The sequence below is a fragment of the Stenotrophomonas nematodicola genome, from assembly GCF_009467805.1.
Classification (GTDB): Bacteria; Pseudomonadota; Gammaproteobacteria; order Xanthomonadales; family Xanthomonadaceae; genus Stenotrophomonas; species Stenotrophomonas nematodicola.
Genome location: NZ_WIAY01000001.1, coordinates 453,482 through 471,992 on the forward strand (window position 1 = coordinate 453,482; position 18,511 = coordinate 471,992).

The following is an 18,511-nucleotide window of genomic DNA, read 5'->3' on the forward strand; positions in this document are numbered from 1 at the left end:
CACGTCGAAACCATACGCGCGCGGCCACGCCAGCGGAAGCCCGTCCGGGCGGGCCACCCGGCCCCCCCGGAATGCAGTTCTCAGTTTTCAGGGCGCATATAGGGGAACAGCAGCACGTCCCGGATCGAACTGCTGCCGGTCAGCAGCATCACCAGGCGGTCGATGCCGATGCCCAGACCGCCGGTCGGCGCCATGCCGTACTCCAGCGCACGGATGTAATCGGCGTCGTAATGCATGGCTTCATCGTCGCCACCTTCCTTGGCCGTCACCTGCGCCTGGAAACGGGCCGCCTGGTCTTCCGGGTCGTTCAACTCGGAGAAGCCGTTGGCCAGTTCCTTGCCGTTGATGAACAGCTCGAAGCGGTCGGTGTAACCGGGCTGGTCGTCGTTGGCGCGGGCCAGTGGCGACACCTCGACCGGATGGTCGGTGATGAAGGTCGGCTGCACCAAGGTGTGCTCGACGGTGGCCTCGAAGATCTCCAGCAGCAGCTTGCCCCAGCCGTAGGACGGCTTGATGCGGATCTTCAGGCGCTCGCAGTGGGCAGCCAGCGCGTCACGGTCGGTGCAGTCGGCCGCGCTGATCTCCGGGTTGTGGTGGCGCACCGCTTCGTCCATGCGCCAGCGGCGGAACGCCGGGGCCAGGTCGATGGTGGCGCCATCCCACTCCACCGTGGTGGTGCCCAGCACCTTGCTGGCCACGTCACGGATCACGCCTTCGGTCAGGTCCATCACTTCGTTGTACGTGGCGTAGGCCTCGTACAGCTCCATCATGGTGAACTCGGGATTGTGGCGGGTGCTGACGCCTTCGTTGCGGAAGTTCCGGTTGATCTCGTACACCCGCTCCAGGCCGCCGACGACCAGGCGCTTGAGGTAGAGCTCCGGGGCCACGCGCAGGTACAGGTCCAGGTCCAGCGCGTTGTGGTGGGTGGTGAACGGCTTGGCCGTGGCGCCGCCGGGGATGTAATGCATCATCGGCGTTTCGACTTCCAGGAAGTCGCGGTTGTCCAGCCAGGCGCGCATGGCGCGGATGATCCGCGAGCGCTTGATGAAGACCTCGCGGGATTCCGGCGTCACGATCAGGTCGACGTAGCGCTGGCGGTAGCGCTGCTCCACGTCGGCCAGGCCATGCCACTTGTCCGGCAGCGGCCGCAGCGACTTGGTCAGCAGGCGGATGGTGGTGGCCTTGACCGACAGCTCGCCGGTCTTGGTGCGGGTCAGCCCGCCCTCGACGGCGATGATGTCGCCCACGTCCCAGCCCTTGAAGGCGTTGTAGGCATCGCCGAGGGTGCTGCCCTGCAGGAACAGCTGGATGCGGCCGGATTCGTCCTGGATCTGGGCGAAGCTGGCCTTGCCCATCACGCGCTTGGCCATCAGGCGGCCGGCCATCTTCACCTGGCGGCCAGCCGCTTCCAGTGCCTCGGCGGTCCACTGTTCGGCGTCGGCGAACTCGGCCTGCAGAGCGCCGGCGAACTGCTCGCGGCGGAAATCGTTCGGGTAGGCGATGCCCTGCCCGCGCAGCGCGGTCAGTTTCGCGCGGCGCTCGGCGATGAGGCTGTTCTCGTCGACGGGGGGCTGCGGCGCGGCGGTCTGATCGTTCATGGCGTGGGTCTGTGTATGTCGGGGGGAGTGGGGGTCCCCGCCATCATGCCGATGGCCGGGGGGAATTGCGAAACCGGGCGGAGCCCGGGGGACAACGGAACGGGGCCGCGCGTGGCGGCCCCGACGGTCAGGCGTCGGTGCGTTTGGCACCCACGGCCAGGCCGGACTTCAGGCTGGCTTCGACGAATTCGTCGAGGTCGCCGTCCAGCACCTTCTGCGTATCCGAGCGTTCGATGCCGGTGCGCAGGTCCTTGATGCGGCTCTGGTCGAGCACGTAGTTGCGGATCTGGCTGCCCCAGCCGATGTCGGACTTGGTGGCTTCCACCGCGTCGCGCTCGGCATTGCGCTTCTGGATTTCCAGCTCGTACAGCTTGGCGGCCAGCATCTTCATCGCGTTGTCGCGGTTCTGGTGCTGGCTGCGGCCGGTCTGGCAGGCCACGACCGTGTTGGTCGGGATGTGGGTGATGCGCACCGCCGACTCGGTCTTGTTGACGTGCTGGCCACCGGCGCCGGAGGAGCGGTACACGTCGGTACGCAGGTCGGCCGGGTTGATGTCGATCTCGATGTTGTCGTCCACTTCCGGGGACACGAACACCGAGGTGAAGCTGGTGTGGCGGCGGTTGTCCGAATCGAACGGCGACTTGCGCACCAGGCGGTGCACGCCGGTTTCGGTCTTCAGCCAGCCATAGGCATAGTCGCCTTCCACGCGCAGCGTGGCCGACTTGATGCCGGCAACGTCGCCACCGGACACTTCCATCAGCTCGGTCTTCCAGCCGCGCGATTCGCACCAGCGCAGGTACATGCGCAGCAGGATTTCGGCCCAGTCCTGGGCTTCGGTGCCACCGGCACCGGCCTGGATGTCGACGAAGGCTGCCGCGTTGTCCATCTGGCCGGAGAACATGCGCTGGAACTCCAGCTGTTCCACGTGCTTCTGATACTTGTCCAGGTCGGCGACCACGGCCAGCGCGGTATCGTCGTCCTGCTCGCTCTCCGCCAGCTCCAGCAGTTCGCCGGACTCGGCCAGCCCATCCAGGATGGAGGCGATGCCGCCGACGGTTTTTTCCAGGTTGGCGCGCTCGCGCCCCAGGTTCTGGGCGTACTCGGCGTTGTTCCAGATATCCGGGTTTTCCAGTTCCCGGGTTACTTCTTCCAGACGCTCTTTCTTGGCGTCGTAGTCAAAGATACCCCCTGAGCGAGAGCACGCGATCGGTGAGATCGGTGATCCGCTGGCGGACAGGATTGAGCTCGATCATGTCGGCAGTTAATGCGTGCGAAAAGACTGTCAATGATAGCCCATCCGGCGCCTTCACGCCGAGGTGGAGGCCGTGCGCCGGGCCAATCGGGGCATCACGTCAAGAAAACGACACCGGGCGTCACAGCGGTACGGTGCAGACGGTAGACTGCCCGCCGGCCGCGCCCGCCCTGCCCCCGCAGGAGGCCCGGCCGCCCCTGCAATCACATGGAGTTCTACCCTGATGAGGAAGTCATCCTCGGCCGCCCTGCTGGCCATCGCCTGCCTGGCCGCCGGTACCGCCTCGGCCCTCGATCTCAAGCAACTGTCCAGCACCGGCCTGAAGGCCGGCCAGGCCCTGACCCTGTCCGACCAGGACGTGGCCAAGGCCGCCGACCAGTCCTGCGTCTACATGGACAAGGAAAACAAGGTCGCCCCGGCCAGCAGCCCGTACGCCCAGCGCCTGGCCAGGATCACCGAAGGCCTCGCCAACGAAGACGGTCTGAGCCTGAGCTTCAAGGTCTACCTGACCGAAGATGTCAACGCCTGGGCGATGGCCAACGGCTGCGTGCGCGTGTATTCAGGCCTGATGGACATGGCCTCGGACGATGAAGTGCGCGGCGTGATCGGCCACGAGATCGGCCACGTCAAGCTGGGCCACAGCAAGTCCAGGATGCGGACCGCCATGCTGGCCTCGGCCGGACGCGACACCCTGGCTGCGTCGGGCAACGCCAACATCGCCCAGCTCACCCAGGGTCAGCTCGGCGAACTGGCCGAAGGCTTCGTCAACGCGCAGTTCTCGCAGAAGGAAGAGAGCGCGGCCGACGAATACGGCTACCGCTTCATGAAGCGGCACAGCTACGACCCGGCCGCACTGGCCAGCATGTTCCGCAAGCTGTCCAGCCAGGGCGGCCTGATGTCCTCGCACCCGGGTTCGGAAGCACGCGCCGGGCGCATCGACGCGATGATCAAGAAGGACGGCAAGCGCTGAGCTGCCTGACGGCATCCCGGCATGCCGGGATGCCGGGCCGGCCGGTGGCACCGTGCCGTCAGCCGGTCGGCTGCACCGCCAGCGCCTGGCGGAACAGCGGGAGCTGCCGCCGGCTGCACGGCACCTTGGCCCCATCATCCATATGCAGCAGCGCTTCGCCGCCGTCCAGGGGCTCGATCGAGACCAGCCGGCGCGCATTGACCAGCCAACTGCGATGGGCGCGTACGAACACCGCCGGGTCCAGCTTGGTCTCCAGCGCGGCCATCGTGGTGCGCAACGGGTAGTCGTGCCCGCGCACGCGCAGATTGACGTAGTTGCCCGCCGCCTGGGCGTATTCAATGTCGGCGGTGGCGACCAGGAAGTCGCGCCCCAGCTTGCGCACCAGGAACCGCTCCGGCCGCTCCACCGCCTCCACCGGTGGCGCATCGTCCGGTGCCACGAGCAGGTGCGCTTCGCCCTGCCGACGCCGTCCGAACCAGCTGAAGAAGTGTTCAATCGCCACGAAAGAGAAGAACGCGCGGACATCCTTCAGGTACTCATAGAGCGCGCGGACCGCCCAGGTGGCGTCGTCCTGGTAGTGGTGCCCGAGCGCGGCATAGGCCAGATGGCGCAGCGCCATCATCCCCAGCACGTGCACCAGCGACCACGCCACACTGGCCAGCAGATACAGCGGCAGCCGCCGCTTCCAGGTATCCGCATGCAGGGGCCAGCGCTGGCATCCCCACCACAACACCGGCAGCGTCAACAGGATCATCGAGACGCTGCTCAGCTCCCAGATCATCGGCTGCCACAGGCCAAGATCGTCCCCACGGCGCGCCGCGTCCATGACTTCGACCAGCGCATTGGCCACCGCACTGGTCAGCAGGATCACCGACCACACCAGCATCCGCGCGCCGGGTCGCCACCGTGCCGCTGTGCCGTTCGCCATTGAATCATCCATCCGCAAAGGGTCGTCAGCCTGACTCATACCGTCATGGTAGTGCGCCCCACCCGTCACCGGGCGACCGCCATTGGTCACCCGCCCCCGGCGACAAGCCCTGTGCGTGCTGCGCCCCCGTTTCGGACGCCGCCGGCAGCCGGTATCGTTGCCCGTCACGCCGGCGCCTGCCCGGCCCTGAGGAATACGGATGTTCCAGACCCATTGGCATGTGTGGCTGCAGGCGTTCTTCGATGCCGCGTGGATGGTGCCGCTGATGACCTTCGTGAGCACGCTGGGCTACGAATGGGCGTACGTGCTGCTGATCGTTGTGCTCAGCTTCGGGGTACGGCTGCGCGCCGGGCTGGGCGTGATGCTCGCGGTACTGCTCATGTCCACGGCCACCCACGCCATCAAACAGAGTGCGGCGCTGCCCCGCCCCAGCGATGTCGACATCCACGTGCTGGACAAGGGCCGCCCTGGCCACGCGCTGGTGGACGATGGCGCTGCCGGGTCGTTCTGGTCGCTGCCCAGCGGTGAAGCAATTGCGGCGTTGCGTGCGCAGCCCGATCCGGACTACGGGTTCATCAGTGGTCACGTGGGCGTGGCGACGGCGGCGATGATGGCGCTGGTGCTGTGCTTCGGCATCCGCAGCCGGGGCTGGCGGATCGCGCTGCTGATCGGCTGGCCGCTGTTGATGGCGCTGTCACGGATGTACCTGGGCCGGCATTTCCTGTCCGATGTGCTGGGCGGCTGGCTGGTCGGCATGGCCCTGGCCTGGCTTGCCTGGCAGTGCCTGCCCTCGCCCGCGCATCACAATCGAACGCGCTACCTCCTCCTCGCCACCCTGGGCGCTGGCATGACGGCAGCGGCGTTGACCACCGGGCTCGTCCCGGCCGACAGCGCGGGGCGCTACCTGGGCCTGCTGCTGGTCTTCGCCTTCCTGCACTGGCGCGGCTGGCCGCTGGACCCGCAGACGCCGTGGCAGCGGATCGGCCGGGTGCTCGCCGTGATCGCGCTGTACCTTGTCATCAGCCCTGCGCTGGAGGCGGTTGCCAACGTACTGGCACTGCCGGACACCGCCGTGGTGGAGATGGTGTTCAACACCGCCGGCAACGCGGCGATCTTCATCGGTGGCATCGCCCTGGCGGGGCACTGGCCGCTGTCCGCGCGCCGCGTGCATCGGGATGCCGCCGCCGGGTAGGCAGCGGCATCCGCCTGCAGCGCGTCCTGCTCACTTCACCTCGAACTCCCCGACCAGCACCGTCTCGGCGCGGTCCTTCAACCGCAGCGTGACCTGCTGGTCGCGCTGGTCGCGGCTGCCCCACTTCGTGCTCAGGCGAAGCATCAGCGTGGTCGCGCCGGTGACCAGCTGCTCGCGGCTGCCGAAGAAGTTGGCCTCCACCTTGTAGATGCCCGGCTTGGCGTCGCGCAGCGAGAACTGCTCCGGGCCGTAGCCGCCGGTGAAGTCCGGCGACATCTGCCCGCCCTGGTAGGTCAGCCGGTTGCCGTAATACGCGCGCTCGCCGTTCGGATCGGTGACCCACAGGTCCATGTCGCTGTTGTCACTGTCCCAGCTCAGCACCACGCGCAGGTCCAGCGGCATCGCACGGCGCAGGCGCGGATCAATGGCGGATGCGTCCACGCGCTCGCGCGCGACCAGCCGGGTCAGTTCGTCCAGCGCGATCAGCGAAATGCCGTCGAAGCGGCCATCCCAGGGGCGCACCACCACCTCGTACAGCGACGCCAGTGCGGCCTGGTGCTGGCCACTGGCCTCAAGTGCCAAGCCAAGATCGCGGAAGCTCTGCGGCTCCTCTTCGCCGATCGCCAGCACGTCACGGAACACCGGCACGGCCAGTGCCGGCGCCTCGGCCTGCAGCAGCCGATAGCCGAGCACGCGCAGCACATGGCGGTTTTCCAGCTGCATCTCGGCCAGGTTGGACAGCACCCGCAGCGCCAGGTCGCGCTGGCCGGCGGCGAACAGCAGGTCCGCCACATCGAGGTAGAAGGCGGTGCTGTCGGCATGCTGCTCGCGCTCGGCCAGGTAAAGCCCATACAGCTGGTCCGGCCGGGCGTCACGCAGGCGACGGGCATAGGCCGAGTCCGGCGCCCACGCTGCCACGCTGATCGCCAGCGTGCCGTCGTTGACCTGGCCGGCCGCACGTTCGGCGGGCGCAGCGCGGCGTGCCCGGCTGGCAGCCGCCATCGGCGCAGGCGCCGCCACGGCATCGGCAGCGGACTCGCCGGCCATCTGCATGGCCTGTGGGGCCGCCCGCACCGTCAGGACCGGCGGTGGGGGCGCTGACGGCGACGCCACCTTGGCCGCCTCAACCGCCGGGGCGTCCTTGGGCCACGGCGTGTTCCACCAGCGTTCGCGCTCGGCGAACCGGCGGGCGACCTGATCCAGCCGCTGCTGACGCGCCTGCGCTTCGTCGGCAACGCGCACCGCGTGCAGGCGGTCGTAATCGCCACGCAGCGGTGACGGCGGGCGAATGCCGTAGCGCAGGTAGTCGTCGAGCGTCTCCAGCACCAGCAGCGAGGTATCGGCACTCACCAGACCGAACTGCTGCGACAGTGCCCGCGCCGCGCCCGCATTGCCCTGCGGATCGGCTGCGTACTGTGCCAGGCGGGCATGCGCCCACGCGTCCGCCACCAGGCGGCCGCCCAGCGCACGGGCGCCGGCAACCGCCACCCGATGCTGCTGGATGCGACCGTCGCCCAGGCGCACACGCACGGTCACCTCGCCCGTGTCGCGCTGCACGCGCCCCAGCACGCGCAACCAGAGCTGTCCGGTACTGCGGGTGTCGGCCATCAGTGCATCAATGCCCTGCCCCTCCACACCAATCACCTCGACACCCTGCGCCAGCAGCAACGGCAGAACCGCGTCGACCTCACGCGTGCTGGAGAGCAGCAGGGCCTGGCCGCGATGGGCCCCGGTCCAGGCGCGCAGCCGCGCCGCGTCGGTCCGCGCGCCGGCGGTGCTCAGTGCATACAGGCGCTGGCCCGCCCGCAGCGTGGGCAGCTGGCGTGCACCGTAGTTGGACCGGCCGTCGCTGACCAGCAGGTACTCCTTGATATCGGCCTTCGGGGTCCAGTCGCCGAGGGCGCTGGCCCCATCCTGCGGCAGGCTGCCCAGGTACGCGCGCAGTGCGCTCCAGTCGCCGTTGCGGATGTCGAATTCGCGCGGGGCGTCGGCACGGTCGCGCAGCACCGTCAGCTGCACCTGGCCGTTGCCGATTGCCCGGAAGTAGCGGTCCAGCACTGCCAGTTCGGCGGCACGGTCGCGCTGCCGCGCCGAGCCGGAGGCATCCCAGAGCAGCCCCACGCGGCTGGGCAGCGCCCGCGGCGCCGTGTTCGCCGGCAGCGGAATCTGCGCCAGCAGGTAGCGCTGTCCGTCATGCAGGCCGGTCACCACATCGGACTGACGCACCTGCGGCAGCGACCACTGCCACTGCGCGGGCAGCGTCTCACCACTGCCCTGCCATTGCGCCTGGTAGCTGCCGCCCTGCAACCGGAACGCGACCGGTCCGGCGGCCGCGGGCTGCGGCGCACCGGTTCCGGCGGCCTGCAGCCGCACCGACACCTGCGCTGCGCCGCGCGCGAACTGCATCGGCAACGTCCAGCGCAGCCCCTGCGCATCCACCGGCAGCGTGTCGCGCACCGTCAGCGCGACCCGACGGCTGCCACGGGCGGGAATGGGATAGACGCGCAGGCGGAACCGGTTGCCGGCGGTCTGCTCGAGCAGCCCCGGGTCGACCCGGCGCCGCTCGATCGCCTCGAAGACCTGGCGGCCCTGCGCCTTCGGCACCGGCACCGCGTCGCGCAGCACGCCATCGACGTCCAGCGCAAACCCGGCGACCTGCTGGTCGGCGGCCAAGGGGAATTCCAGCTGCCCTTCCAGGACGCGGGCGTTGGGATTGAAGAACTCCATCTCGATCCGGGTCTCACCCAGCCCGGCCACCACGTGGCTGTCCAGCACCACGCTGCGCAGCTGCACCGGCACTTCGGCGCCGGCCACCTGCAGCACCTGCACCCCAGCCGGCGCATCGGCGATGACGACCGATGGGCGCGGCGGCGGGAACCGGCGCGCGTCCACAGTGCCGACCTGCATGACCAGCCCCAGCATGCCGAGCATGCCGATCCCACGAAGTGCGCGTTCCATGTGACGCTCCCGATCCAATGACAGCAGGTTGAACGGACGATGCCGGCAAACGGGGTTGCGCGGAGACAGCCCTTGGCGGCACGGACGCGGTAGCCCAAGATGCGGCTCCCCCGATGCCCCCACAAGGACGTTGCGATGCGATTTCTGCCCACGCTGCTGCCCCTGCTGCTCGTGTCTGCGCCGGTTCCGGCGCAGGCGGCACCACAGGGCGGCGAACGCTTCACCCATCACGACTGGACCCTGGCCTGCGACAACACGCGCACCTGCCGCGCCGCCGGCTACCAGAACGATGACGAGGGGGGCAACGCGCCCGTGTCGGTACTGCTGACCCGAGCGGCCGGCCCGAACCAGCCCGTCAGCGCCGAGCTGATGCTCGGGCAGTACGAGGAAACCACCTTCCCCGCGCGCGTGACCCTGCAGATCAATGGTGTGGCGCTCGGCGCCCTTGCATACAACCGCGAGGACGGCAGCGCCACGCTCACTGCGCCGCAGGTGGCGGCGCTGCTGGCGTCGCTCAAGCGCGACAGCCACATCGACGTGATCGGCAACGATGGCCGGCGCTGGGTCCTGTCCGATCGCGGCGCGTCGGCCGTCCTGCTGAAGATGGATACGGTGCAGGGCCGGCTCGGCACGCCCGGTGCGCTGATGCGCAAGGGCACCGTTGCCGAAAGCAGCGTGCTGCCGGCGCTGCCGGTGCCGGTGATGACGCTCGGGAAGGCCTTCGCCACCCGTCCCGCCGATGCGGCACTGGGCCGTTCCCCGGCGCTGCGCGCCGCCCTGGCGGCCGCCACCTCGCCGGACGACTGCGAAGCGCTGGGCCCGGGCGAAGGCCTGGTGGCGGGCGAAGCGCCGCAGGACATGACCGTCACCCGTCTATCGGCCACCAAGCTGCTGGTGTCGGTCGGCTGCTGGCGCGCGGCCTACAACACCGGCGATGGCTACTGGGTGATCAACGACCGCGCGCCCTATGCGCCGGTGCTGGTCACCACGCTGGGCAACGACGACGACGGACGCACCATCACCTCGGCCAGCAAGGGCCGTGGGCTGGGCGACTGCTGGTACACCGCCACCTGGAGCTGGGATGGGGCCCGCTTCGTGCCCACCGCCGAATCCAACACCGGTCTGTGCCGGCTGGTGGCCGCTGGCGGGGCGTGGGAAATGCCCACGCTGGTCACCCGCGTGCAGGAGTGAGCGGCACGGCTTACGCGTTGGCGCAGTGCTCCACGATCAACTGGATCGCCCCGCCACCGCGGTAGTCATCGCTGACCAGCCGGTAAGCGATATGGACGTGGTTGGCCGGCGCGTTGCCGGTCCAGCCGCTGAAATGGATCGCGTTCACCGGTTCGGCGCGACCGGGAACGCGCAGGCTGAGTTTCAGGTGCTTTTCCTTCAGCACCTGCCAGCGTGCCACCTGGAAGTGGCCGTCGAACAGCGGCTCGGGGAACCCCTGCCCCCAGGGGCCGGCCAGGCGCAGGGCTTCGGCGTGGCGGAAATCCAGCTCGTTGCCATCGAGCTCGCCGTCGCTCAGCAGTTGCTGCTGCAGCGCCGCCGGGTCCATGCTGGCCTCGACCACGGCAACGAAGGCCTGCTGGAAGTCGGGCAGCCGCGCGTGCGGCAGGCTCAGCCCCGCGGCCATCGCATGGCCACCGAACCTGTCGATCAGGCCCGGATGGGCGGCATTGACCAGCGCCAGCGCGTCACGGATGTGGAAGCCGGGAATCGAGCGCGCCGAACCACGCAGCGAATCGCCGCCGGGCTCGGCCGGTGCAAACGCGATGACCGGGCGGTGCAGCCGGTCTTTCATCTTCGAGGCAACCAGCCCGACCACACCCGGGTGCCATTCCGGATCAAACAGGCACGCCGCGATCGGACGTTCGCCTTCGGCCTGCAGCACCGCGCGCGACACGGCCCGTTCGGCGTCGTCGGTCATCACCTGCTGCACCGCGCGACGCTCGGCGTTGATCTGCTCCAGCGTGCCGGCGATCTCGCGTGCCTGGACGACATCTTCGGTAAGCAGCAGTTCGATGCCCAGCGCCATGTCTTCCAGCCGCCCGGCCGCGTTCAGGCGCGGCCCCAACGCAAACCCGATATCGGTGGCCGTCAGGCGCTTTGGATCGCGGCCGCTGGCGGCGATGAGCGCCTGCAGCCCGACACAGCCCTGCCCCGCGCGCAGCCGGCGCAGGCCGGCCGAGACCAGTGCGCGGTTGTTGGCATCCAGTACCACCAGGTCAGCGACGGTACCGACCGCCACCAGGTCCAGCAGCGTCAGCAGGTCCGGCTCGGTCCCGGCGGCGAATGCGCCCTGCAGCCGCAGGTGGCGGCGCAGCGCCATCAGCACGTAGAAGATCACCCCGACGCCGGCCAGCGCCTTGCTCGGAAACGCGTCGCCGCCGATGTTGGGATCGACCAGCACGTCGGCCGGCGGCAACTGCTCGCCGGGGAGATGGTGGTCGGTGACCAGCACCTTCCATCCCAGCGCCTTGGCCGCGGCCACACCGGCATGGCACGCGATGCCGTGGTCCACCGTGACCAGCAGGCCCGGCTGCAGGTGCGCCAGGTCGGCCACCAGAGAAGGCGACAGGCCGTAGCCGTGGAGCATGCGGTTGGGCACGGCGTGCATCACGTCGCGCGCGCCCAGCATGCGCAGGCCACGCACGCCCACCGCGCACGCGGTGGCACCGTCGCAGTCGAAATCGCCGACCACCAGGATGCGTTCGCCGGCGGCGATGGTGTCGGCCAGCAGCTGCACGGCAGCCTGCATGCTGCCCATCAGCTCCGGCGCGTGCAGCTGGGCCAGCTTCGGCTGCGCCTGTGCGGCATCGGTGACGCCGCGTGCGGCGAACACGCGCTGCAGCAGGGGCAGCATGTCGGCGGGCCACTCGCCGCTGTCGGGGATGGCGCGGCGCTGGATCTGGGGGGAATCGGGAGAAGACAAGGCAGGCTCGAAGAACGAACGGGAAGGGGTCACGCGTCGTGCAGTTGCAGCGGCTTCTTCCAGAAGCGCCAACGCTGGCCCTTCTCCAGCTCAAACCGCATGCCGTCTTCGAAATCCAGGACCAGGCGTCGCAGTTCGCCCCGTTGCAGCGCCGACAACAGCGGGCGGATCGCGTCGTTGCCGAGCTGGTCGAGCGAGCGCAGTTGCCGCAGATCGACCAGCGCATCCACCTGCTGATCGCCATCGGCCTGCACGCCGGCCGCCTTGGCCAGTGCCTGCAGAAGCGCCTCACGGCTGCGCACCTGGGCATGCGCGGTATGCACGGACTGCGGCGGCTCGCCGCCGCCCCAGAACCACAGTGAATTGATGGCGCGCTTGCCCGCCGCAACCCGATGCTGGTTCCAGTCGTGCTGATGCAGCACCACCTGCGCCTCGGTCAGCAGCGCACGCCAGCGGCGGCCTGCATCGCCTTCGGGCAGGTGGGCGAACAGATCATCGCCCAGCACGTCGTCGGGCGCGGCAAACGCGGGCAGCAGGGTGCCCGGCGGCAGGCGCAGATACCAGCGCGACGGCACCGGCGCGTCCAGCACGAAGCCGAACCCGGCAAACAGCGGCTGCAGTGCCGGCAGCAGATGCGCGACATCCTCGGCGTCGGGGCGCAGCGTATCGCCGTGCCCCATCATCCGTGCGCCGTGCATGTCGGGCACCACATTGGCCGGATCGGCGCGCAGCCAGACACCGTCGGCGGCATCGCCGACGTCGAACTGGCGGGTCAGCGCGGCTACGGGCCACTGCGCCGGCTGCAGTTGAAAATGCCGCTGCAGCTGGGCACGCTCACCTGGCTCGACGCTGTTGCGTTCGGCCCGTCCCAATGCCCTGGCCACGTCCTCGGGAAGCGGCGTGGCAGGGAACCGGCTGCGCGCGGGCAGCAGCAGCGTGGCCGTGGCCATCGTCGGTCAGTCCAGGTACTGGACGCTGACGATTTCGTACTCGCGCTGGCCGGCAGGTGCATCGATGGTGACCGCATCGCCTTCCAGCTTGCCGATCAGGGCGCGCGCCAGCGGCGAGGAGATCGCGATCAGGCCCAGCTTGATGTCGGCCTCCAGATCGCCAACGATCTGATAACGCTTCTCTTCATCACTCTCGACATCGGCCAGCTCCACCGTGGCGCCGAACACGACCTTGCTGCCGGCGTTGAGCTTGGTGATGTCGATGATCTCGGCGTGCGACAGCTCACCTTCCAGCTGCTTGATGCGGCCTTCGATGAAGCCCTGCTCCTCACGCGCGGCGTGATACTCGGCGTTCTCCTTCAGATCGCCGTGCTCACGCGCTTCTGCGATGGCAGCGATGACCTTGGGGCGCTTGACCGACTTCAGGTGGTCAAGCTCCTCGCGCAGACGCTGCGCGCCCTTCAGGGTGATCGGTGCTCTCATGCGTTCAACTCCTTGTGCAGTTCCTGCAGCGACCAGACAGGGCCGGTGCCGCGGAATTCCAGTGAATGCACCAGCGCCTTGGCGCCGGCAATGGTGGTCGAATAGGTCACGCGGTGCTGCAGCGCTTCGCGACGGATCGAGAACGAGTCATTGATCGCCGCGCGACCTTCGGTCGTGTTGACGATATACACGATCTCGCCGTTCTTGATCGAATCGACGATGTGCGGGCGACCTTCGACCACCTTGTTGACGATCTCGCAGTCCATGCCGTGCTGCTGCAGCCACGCCGCGGTGCCACGGGTGGCCACCAGGCTGTAGCCACGCTCCAGCAGGGCCTGTGCGACCGGCAGGACGCGCTTCTTGTCCGGATCGCGGACCGAGACGAAGGCCTTGCCCAGCGGCGGTGCCTTGATGCCACCGGCTTCCTGCGCGCGCGCGAAGGCGGCGCTGAAGCTGCGGCCCACGCCCATCACCTCACCGGTGGAGCGCATCTCCGGCCCGAGGATCGGGTCGACCCCCTGGAACTTGGCGAACGGGAAGATCGCTTCCTTGACCGAGTAATAGTCCGGCACGATTTCCTTGGTCGCGCCCTGCTCGGCCAGGGTCTTGCCGGCCATGCAGCGGGCGGCGATCTTGGCCAGCGCCATGCCGGTGGCCTTGGACACGAACGGCACGGTGCGCGAGGCACGCGGGTTCACTTCCAGCAGGTAGACGATGTCATTGCCATCGTCGCCGACCTGGATGGCGAACTGGGTGTTCATCAGGCCGACCACGTTCAGGGCCTTGGCCAGCTCGACCACCTGGCGGCGCAGCTCGGCCTGGGTCTCGCCCGACAGCGAGTACGGCGGCAGCGAGCAGGACGAGTCGCCCGAATGCACACCGGCTTCCTCGATGTGCTCCATCACGCCGCCGATCAGCACGTTGCCGTCCTTGTCGGCAATGATGTCCACATCCACTTCCACGGCGTTGTCGAGGAAACGATCCAGCAGCACCGGCGAGTCGTTGGACACCTTGACCGCATCGCGCACGTAGCGCGCCAGGTCGGATTCGCCGTACACGATTTCCATCGCGCGGCCGCCCAGCACGTAGCTCGGGCGCACCACCAGCGGGTAGCCGATCTCACGGGCCAGCAGCAGGGCTTCCTGGTCGTTGCGCGCGATGCGGTTCGGCGGCTGCTTCAGGCCGAGCGAGTCGACCAGCTGCTGGAAACGCTCGCGGTCTTCGGCGAGGTCGATCGAGTCCGGCGAGGTGCCGATCACCGGCACACCGTTGGCTTCCAGCGCGCGTGCCAGCTTCAGCGGGGTCTGGCCGCCGTACTGCACGATCACGCCCTTGGGCTGTTCCAGCTCGACGATTTCCAGCACGTCTTCCAGCGTCAGCGGCTCGAAGTACAGGCGGTCGGAGGTGTCGTAGTCGGTGGAGACGGTTTCCGGGTTGCAGTTGACCATGATGGTTTCAAAGCCATCATCGCGCAGCGCCAGTGCCGCATGCACGCAGCAGTAGTCGAACTCGATGCCCTGGCCGATGCGGTTCGGACCGCCGCCCAGAATCATGATCTTGTCGCGATTGCTCGGCGCCGCTTCGCACTCGTCCTCGTAGGTCGAGTACAGGTAGGCGGTGCTGGTGGCGAACTCGGCGGCGCAGGAGTCCACGCGCTTGTACACCGGGCGCACCTTGTGGGCGCGGCGCAGCGCGCGCACGGCGGCTTCGTTGGTGCCGGTCAGCTCGGCCAGGCGGGCATCGGAGAAGCCGGCGCGCTTGAGCGTGCGCAGACGGGCGGCGTCCAGCACGTCGATGCCATCGGCGGCGAGCTGGATTTCGGCCTGGATGATTTCTTCGATCTGATCCAGGAACCACGGGTCGATGTGCGACAGCGCGAAGACGTCCTCGACGCTGAAACCGGCACGGAACGCGTCACCGACGAAGAACAGGCGCTCCGGGCCCGGAGCCTTCAGTTCGCGCTTGAGCGTGGTGATGTCGTCTTCATTGGCCAGGTCCAGGCCGGTCGGGTCCAGGCCGATCTTGCCGGTTTCCAGGCCACGCAGCGCCTTCTGCAGGGATTCCTGGAAGGTGCGGCCCATCGCCATCACCTCGCCCACCGACTTCATCTGGGTGGTCAGACGGGCGTCGGCGGCCGGGAACTTCTCGAACGCGAAGCGCGGGATCTTGGTGACGACGTAATCGATGGACGGCTCGAACGAGGCCGGGGTGAGCCCGCCGGTGATTTCGTTGCGGAGTTCATCCAGGGTGTAACCCACGGCCAGCTTGGCAGCGACCTTGGCGATCGGGAAGCCGGTGGCCTTGGAGGCCAGCGCCGAGGAACGCGACACGCGCGGGTTCATTTCGATCACCACCACGCGGCCGGTGGTCGGGCTGATGCCGAACTGCACGTTCGAGCCGCCGGTGTCCACGCCGATCTTGCGCAGCACGGCGATGGAGGCATCGCGCAGGCGCTGGTATTCCTTGTCGGTCAGGGTCTGCGCCGGGGCCACGGTGATCGAGTCGCCGGTGTGCACGCCCATCGGATCGAGGTTTTCGATCGAGCAGACGATGATGCAGTTGTCGGCGGTGTCACGCACCACCTCCATCTCGAATTCCTTCCAGCCCAGCACCGATTCCTCGACCAGCACCTCGGTGGTCGGCGACAGTTCCAGACCGCGGGTGACGATGTCGACCAGCTCTTCGCGGTTGTAGGCGATGCCGCCACCGCTGCCACCCAGGGTGAAGCTCGGGCGGATGATGGTCGGGTAGCCGACGCGGGTCTGGATCTCGATCGCTTCTCCCAGCGTGTGAGCGACAGCCGCCTTCGGGCATTCCAGGCCGATTTCCCCCATCGCCACGCGGAACAGCTCGCGGTCTTCGGCCATGCGGATCGCGTCGCGCTTGGCGCCGATCAGTTCGACGTTGTACTTCTCCAGCACGCCATTGTCGGCCAGGTCCAGCGCGCAGTTCAGCGCGGTCTGGCCGCCCATCGTCGGCAGCAGCGCGTCGGGCTTTTCCTTGGCGATGATCTTTTCGACCGTCTGCCAGTTGATCGGCTCGATGTAGACGGCGTCGGCCATCTCCGGGTCGGTCATGATCGTGGCCGGATTGCTGTTGACCAGCACCACGCGGTACCCCTCGTCGCGCAGCGCCTTGCAGGCCTGCGCGCCGGAGTAGTCGAACTCGCAGGCCTGGCCGATGACGATCGGGCCGGCACCGATGATGAGGATGGTTTTAAGGTCAGTGCGCTTGGGCATTGTCTTCTCTAAGTCAGTACAGCGTGGCGGGGGAAACTGATCGCACGCTGTCGATCAAGTAGCTTGGGGACTGCTGACACCGCAGTCTGACTGGAACCGTTGATGCATTTGCTGTGTTCGCCTGAAATTGAACGCGGGCTGGCCAGAGAGCGCCCTGACGAAGGCCATGAACGGCACCGACGACATGAACGCCTCGGCCTCGGCGCGGAACTCCGGCGCCGGCAGCGGCGCCTGGCTGTCGTCGCCGAACTCCAGCTTGGCCTGCATGTTCGCCGCGAACGCGGCCATGAACGCAGCGCCGGCCGGGGTGGCGGCGAAATCCAGCCAGGACTGCACCTGGTCGGCGGTCATCCGCTCGACCAGGCGCTCGCGCATCACCTCGTCCAGGGTGGCGTTGAGCACCCGCGCCGCGCAGGCGCGCTGCGGGCCGTCCAATGCACCCAGGCCGGGATCTTCGGCGATCAGGCCATCGGCGATCAGGATGAGCGACCGCTGCCACCCAACCTGCGCGACCATCCGGTCAACCCGCTGCGCCTGGCCGCTGTCCTGCGCCATCGCCGGGGCCATGACCAGCGCGGACAGCAGCGCGGCACGGCCCAGCACGACAACGAGGGATTTACGCGGCTTCAGCATGTCACTCCAGGCTTCATCGGTTTCCGGCAGTCGGGATGGGCCGCAGCCCTGCCGCGTCTGCCAGGCGGGACATCAGGCCTTGGCCTGCGCCATCAGGGTCACGAAACGGTCGAACAGCGGAGCGACGTCGTGCGGCCCCGGCGACGCTTCGGGATGGCCCTGGAACGAGAACGCCGGCACGTCGGTGCGCGCGATGCCCTGGTTGGTGCCATCGAACAGCGACCGGTGGGTGACGCGCAGGGTGGCCGGCAGCGAGGCCTCATCCACCGCAAACCCGTGGTTCTGCGAGGTGATCATCACCCGGCCGTCGTCCAGGTCCTGCACCGGGTGGTTGGCACCGTGGTGGCCGTGGCCCATCTTGATGGTCTTGGCGCCGGACGCCAGCGCCAGCAGCTGGTGGCCAAGGCAGATGCCGAACACCGGCACCTTTTTGTCCAGGAACACCTTGATCGCCTCGATCGCGTAGTCGCACGGTTCCGGGTCGCCCGGGCCGTTGGACAGGAACACGCCATCGGGATTCATCGCCAGCACCTCGGCGGCCGGGGTCTGCGCCGGCACCACGGTGATGTCGCAGCCGCGTTCGGCCAGCATGCGCAGGATGTTGAGCTTGGCGCCGAAGTCGTACGCCACCACCTTGTACTGGGGGGCCGCGCTGGCGAACGTGTTGGAATCCAGGTCGAGCTGGCCCTCGTTCCAGCTGTAGGCCTTGCTGGTGCTGGTCACCTTGGCCAGGTCCATGCCCTTCAGGCCCGGGAACTTGCGTGCCGCTTCCAGCGCCACGTCCACGTTGATGTCGTCGCCGGCCATCAGCGCACCGTTCTGGGCGCCGCGCTCGCGCAGGATGCGCGTCAGCTTGCGCGTATCGATGCCGGAGATCGCCACCACGCCACGCTGCAGCAGCCAGTCCTGCAGCGATACCTGGCTGCGCCAGTTGCTCGGGCGGCGCGGCACGTCGCGCACGATCAGACCGGCCGACCACACCTTGTGGGCTTCGTCGTCCTGGTCGGTCATGCCGGTGTTGCCGATATGCGGGTAGGTCAGCGTGACCATCTGCCGGGCGTAGGAGGGATCAGTCAGCACTTCCTGGTAACCGGTCATGGCGGTGTTGAACACCACCTCACCGACGGACAGGCCGGGCGCGCCTACGGATTCGCCCTCGAATACGGTGCCGTCTTCGAGGACGAGGATTGCGGCTTGGGTCACGGGAATCTCACTTTGGCTACCGAGGGGTCACCGAAGTCACGCCACGCTTCACGGAAAAGCGGTTGCAAAAAAGCGCGGACTGCGGTGCGGGACCGGTCCGGCTGTCGTGATTCGGCGAGCGGGAATTGTAAAGGCAAGCACCCGGCGACGCCAGCGTTTGCTTGCAATCG

General features: G+C 68.2%; 13 protein-coding genes. 3 read left to right on the top strand and 10 right to left on the bottom strand.

Annotated features, from left to right (window positions below; translation table 11 throughout):
* Positions 1 to 80 precede the first annotated feature (80 nt).
* Both lysS and prfB read right to left on the bottom strand, forming a co-directional pair.
* A complete protein-coding gene (gene lysS / locus GDJ08_RS01975) occupies positions 81 to 1,598 on the bottom strand; it encodes a lysine--tRNA ligase (protein WP_153164191.1) in 1,518 nt (505 codons plus the stop codon).
* Between the two features lie 127 nt (positions 1,599 to 1,725).
* A protein-coding gene (gene prfB, locus GDJ08_RS01980) for a peptide chain release factor 2 (RefSeq protein WP_136004022.1) occupies positions 1,726 to 2,851 on the bottom strand; the annotation gives its coding sequence in 2 pieces (ribosomal slippage) (positions 1,726 to 2,775 and positions 2,777 to 2,851; 1,125 coding nt in all).
* A 222-nt stretch (positions 2,852 to 3,073) separates the two neighbouring features.
* On the opposite strand from prfB, the gene GDJ08_RS01985 reads away from it, so the two are divergent.
* Positions 3,074 to 3,820: a M48 family metallopeptidase gene (locus tag GDJ08_RS01985; protein WP_017357272.1), complete on the top strand. Its 747-nt coding sequence runs from the start codon at positions 3,074 to 3,076 to the stop codon at positions 3,818 to 3,820.
* A gap of 58 nt (positions 3,821 to 3,878) precedes the next feature.
* Here the strand turns inward: GDJ08_RS01985 and GDJ08_RS01990 are convergent, their stop codons facing one another.
* Positions 3,879 to 4,748 (bottom strand): LytTR family DNA-binding domain-containing protein, encoded by an 870-nt coding sequence (locus GDJ08_RS01990; protein WP_026070963.1) that lies wholly within the window; start codon positions 4,746 to 4,748, stop codon positions 3,879 to 3,881.
* 199 nt (positions 4,749 to 4,947) lie between these two features.
* On the opposite strand from GDJ08_RS01990, the gene GDJ08_RS01995 reads away from it, so the two are divergent.
* Positions 4,948 to 5,940 (top strand): phosphatase PAP2 family protein, encoded by a 993-nt coding sequence (locus GDJ08_RS01995; RefSeq protein ID WP_153164192.1) that lies wholly within the window; start codon positions 4,948 to 4,950, stop codon positions 5,938 to 5,940.
* 30 nt (positions 5,941 to 5,970) lie between these two features.
* Here GDJ08_RS01995 and GDJ08_RS02000 read toward each other — a convergent pair whose 3' ends face one another.
* Positions 5,971 to 8,862 (bottom strand): VIT domain-containing protein, encoded by a 2,892-nt coding sequence (locus tag GDJ08_RS02000; protein WP_423669701.1) that lies wholly within the window; start codon positions 8,860 to 8,862, stop codon positions 5,971 to 5,973.
* A gap of 171 nt (positions 8,863 to 9,033) precedes the next feature.
* On the opposite strand from GDJ08_RS02000, the gene GDJ08_RS02005 reads away from it, so the two are divergent.
* Positions 9,034 to 10,089 (top strand): DUF1176 domain-containing protein, encoded by a 1,056-nt coding sequence (locus GDJ08_RS02005; RefSeq protein ID WP_153164196.1) that lies wholly within the window; start codon positions 9,034 to 9,036, stop codon positions 10,087 to 10,089.
* A 10-nt stretch (positions 10,090 to 10,099) separates the two neighbouring features.
* Here GDJ08_RS02005 and recJ read toward each other — a convergent pair whose 3' ends face one another.
* The 6 genes from recJ to carA form a co-directional block, all read right to left on the bottom strand.
* Positions 10,100 to 11,833, bottom strand: coding sequence for a single-stranded-DNA-specific exonuclease RecJ (gene recJ / locus GDJ08_RS02010; RefSeq protein WP_153164602.1), 1,734 nt, complete (start codon positions 11,831 to 11,833; stop codon positions 10,100 to 10,102).
* 29 nt (positions 11,834 to 11,862) lie between these two features.
* Positions 11,863 to 12,783, bottom strand: a complete 921-nt coding sequence (locus GDJ08_RS02015) for a hypothetical protein (RefSeq protein WP_017356338.1) — start codon at positions 12,781 to 12,783, stop codon at positions 11,863 to 11,865.
* A gap of 6 nt (positions 12,784 to 12,789) precedes the next feature.
* Positions 12,790 to 13,254: a transcription elongation factor GreA gene (greA, locus tag GDJ08_RS02020; RefSeq protein WP_026070814.1), complete on the bottom strand. Its 465-nt coding sequence runs from the start codon at positions 13,252 to 13,254 to the stop codon at positions 12,790 to 12,792.
* An 8-nt stretch (positions 13,255 to 13,262) separates the two neighbouring features.
* Complete coding sequence (carB, locus tag GDJ08_RS02025) at positions 13,263 to 16,505, bottom strand: carbamoyl-phosphate synthase large subunit (RefSeq protein ID WP_153164197.1); 3,243 nt, start codon at positions 16,503 to 16,505, stop codon at positions 13,263 to 13,265.
* A gap of 54 nt (positions 16,506 to 16,559) precedes the next feature.
* Entirely contained in the window at positions 16,560 to 17,138 is a 579-nt protein-coding gene (locus tag GDJ08_RS02030; RefSeq protein WP_153164199.1) for a hypothetical protein, read from the bottom strand.
* Between the two features lie 72 nt (positions 17,139 to 17,210).
* Entirely contained in the window at positions 17,211 to 18,341 is a 1,131-nt protein-coding gene (carA, locus tag GDJ08_RS02035; protein ID WP_017356342.1) for a glutamine-hydrolyzing carbamoyl-phosphate synthase small subunit, read from the bottom strand.
* Between the last annotated feature and the right edge of the window lie 170 nt (positions 18,342 to 18,511).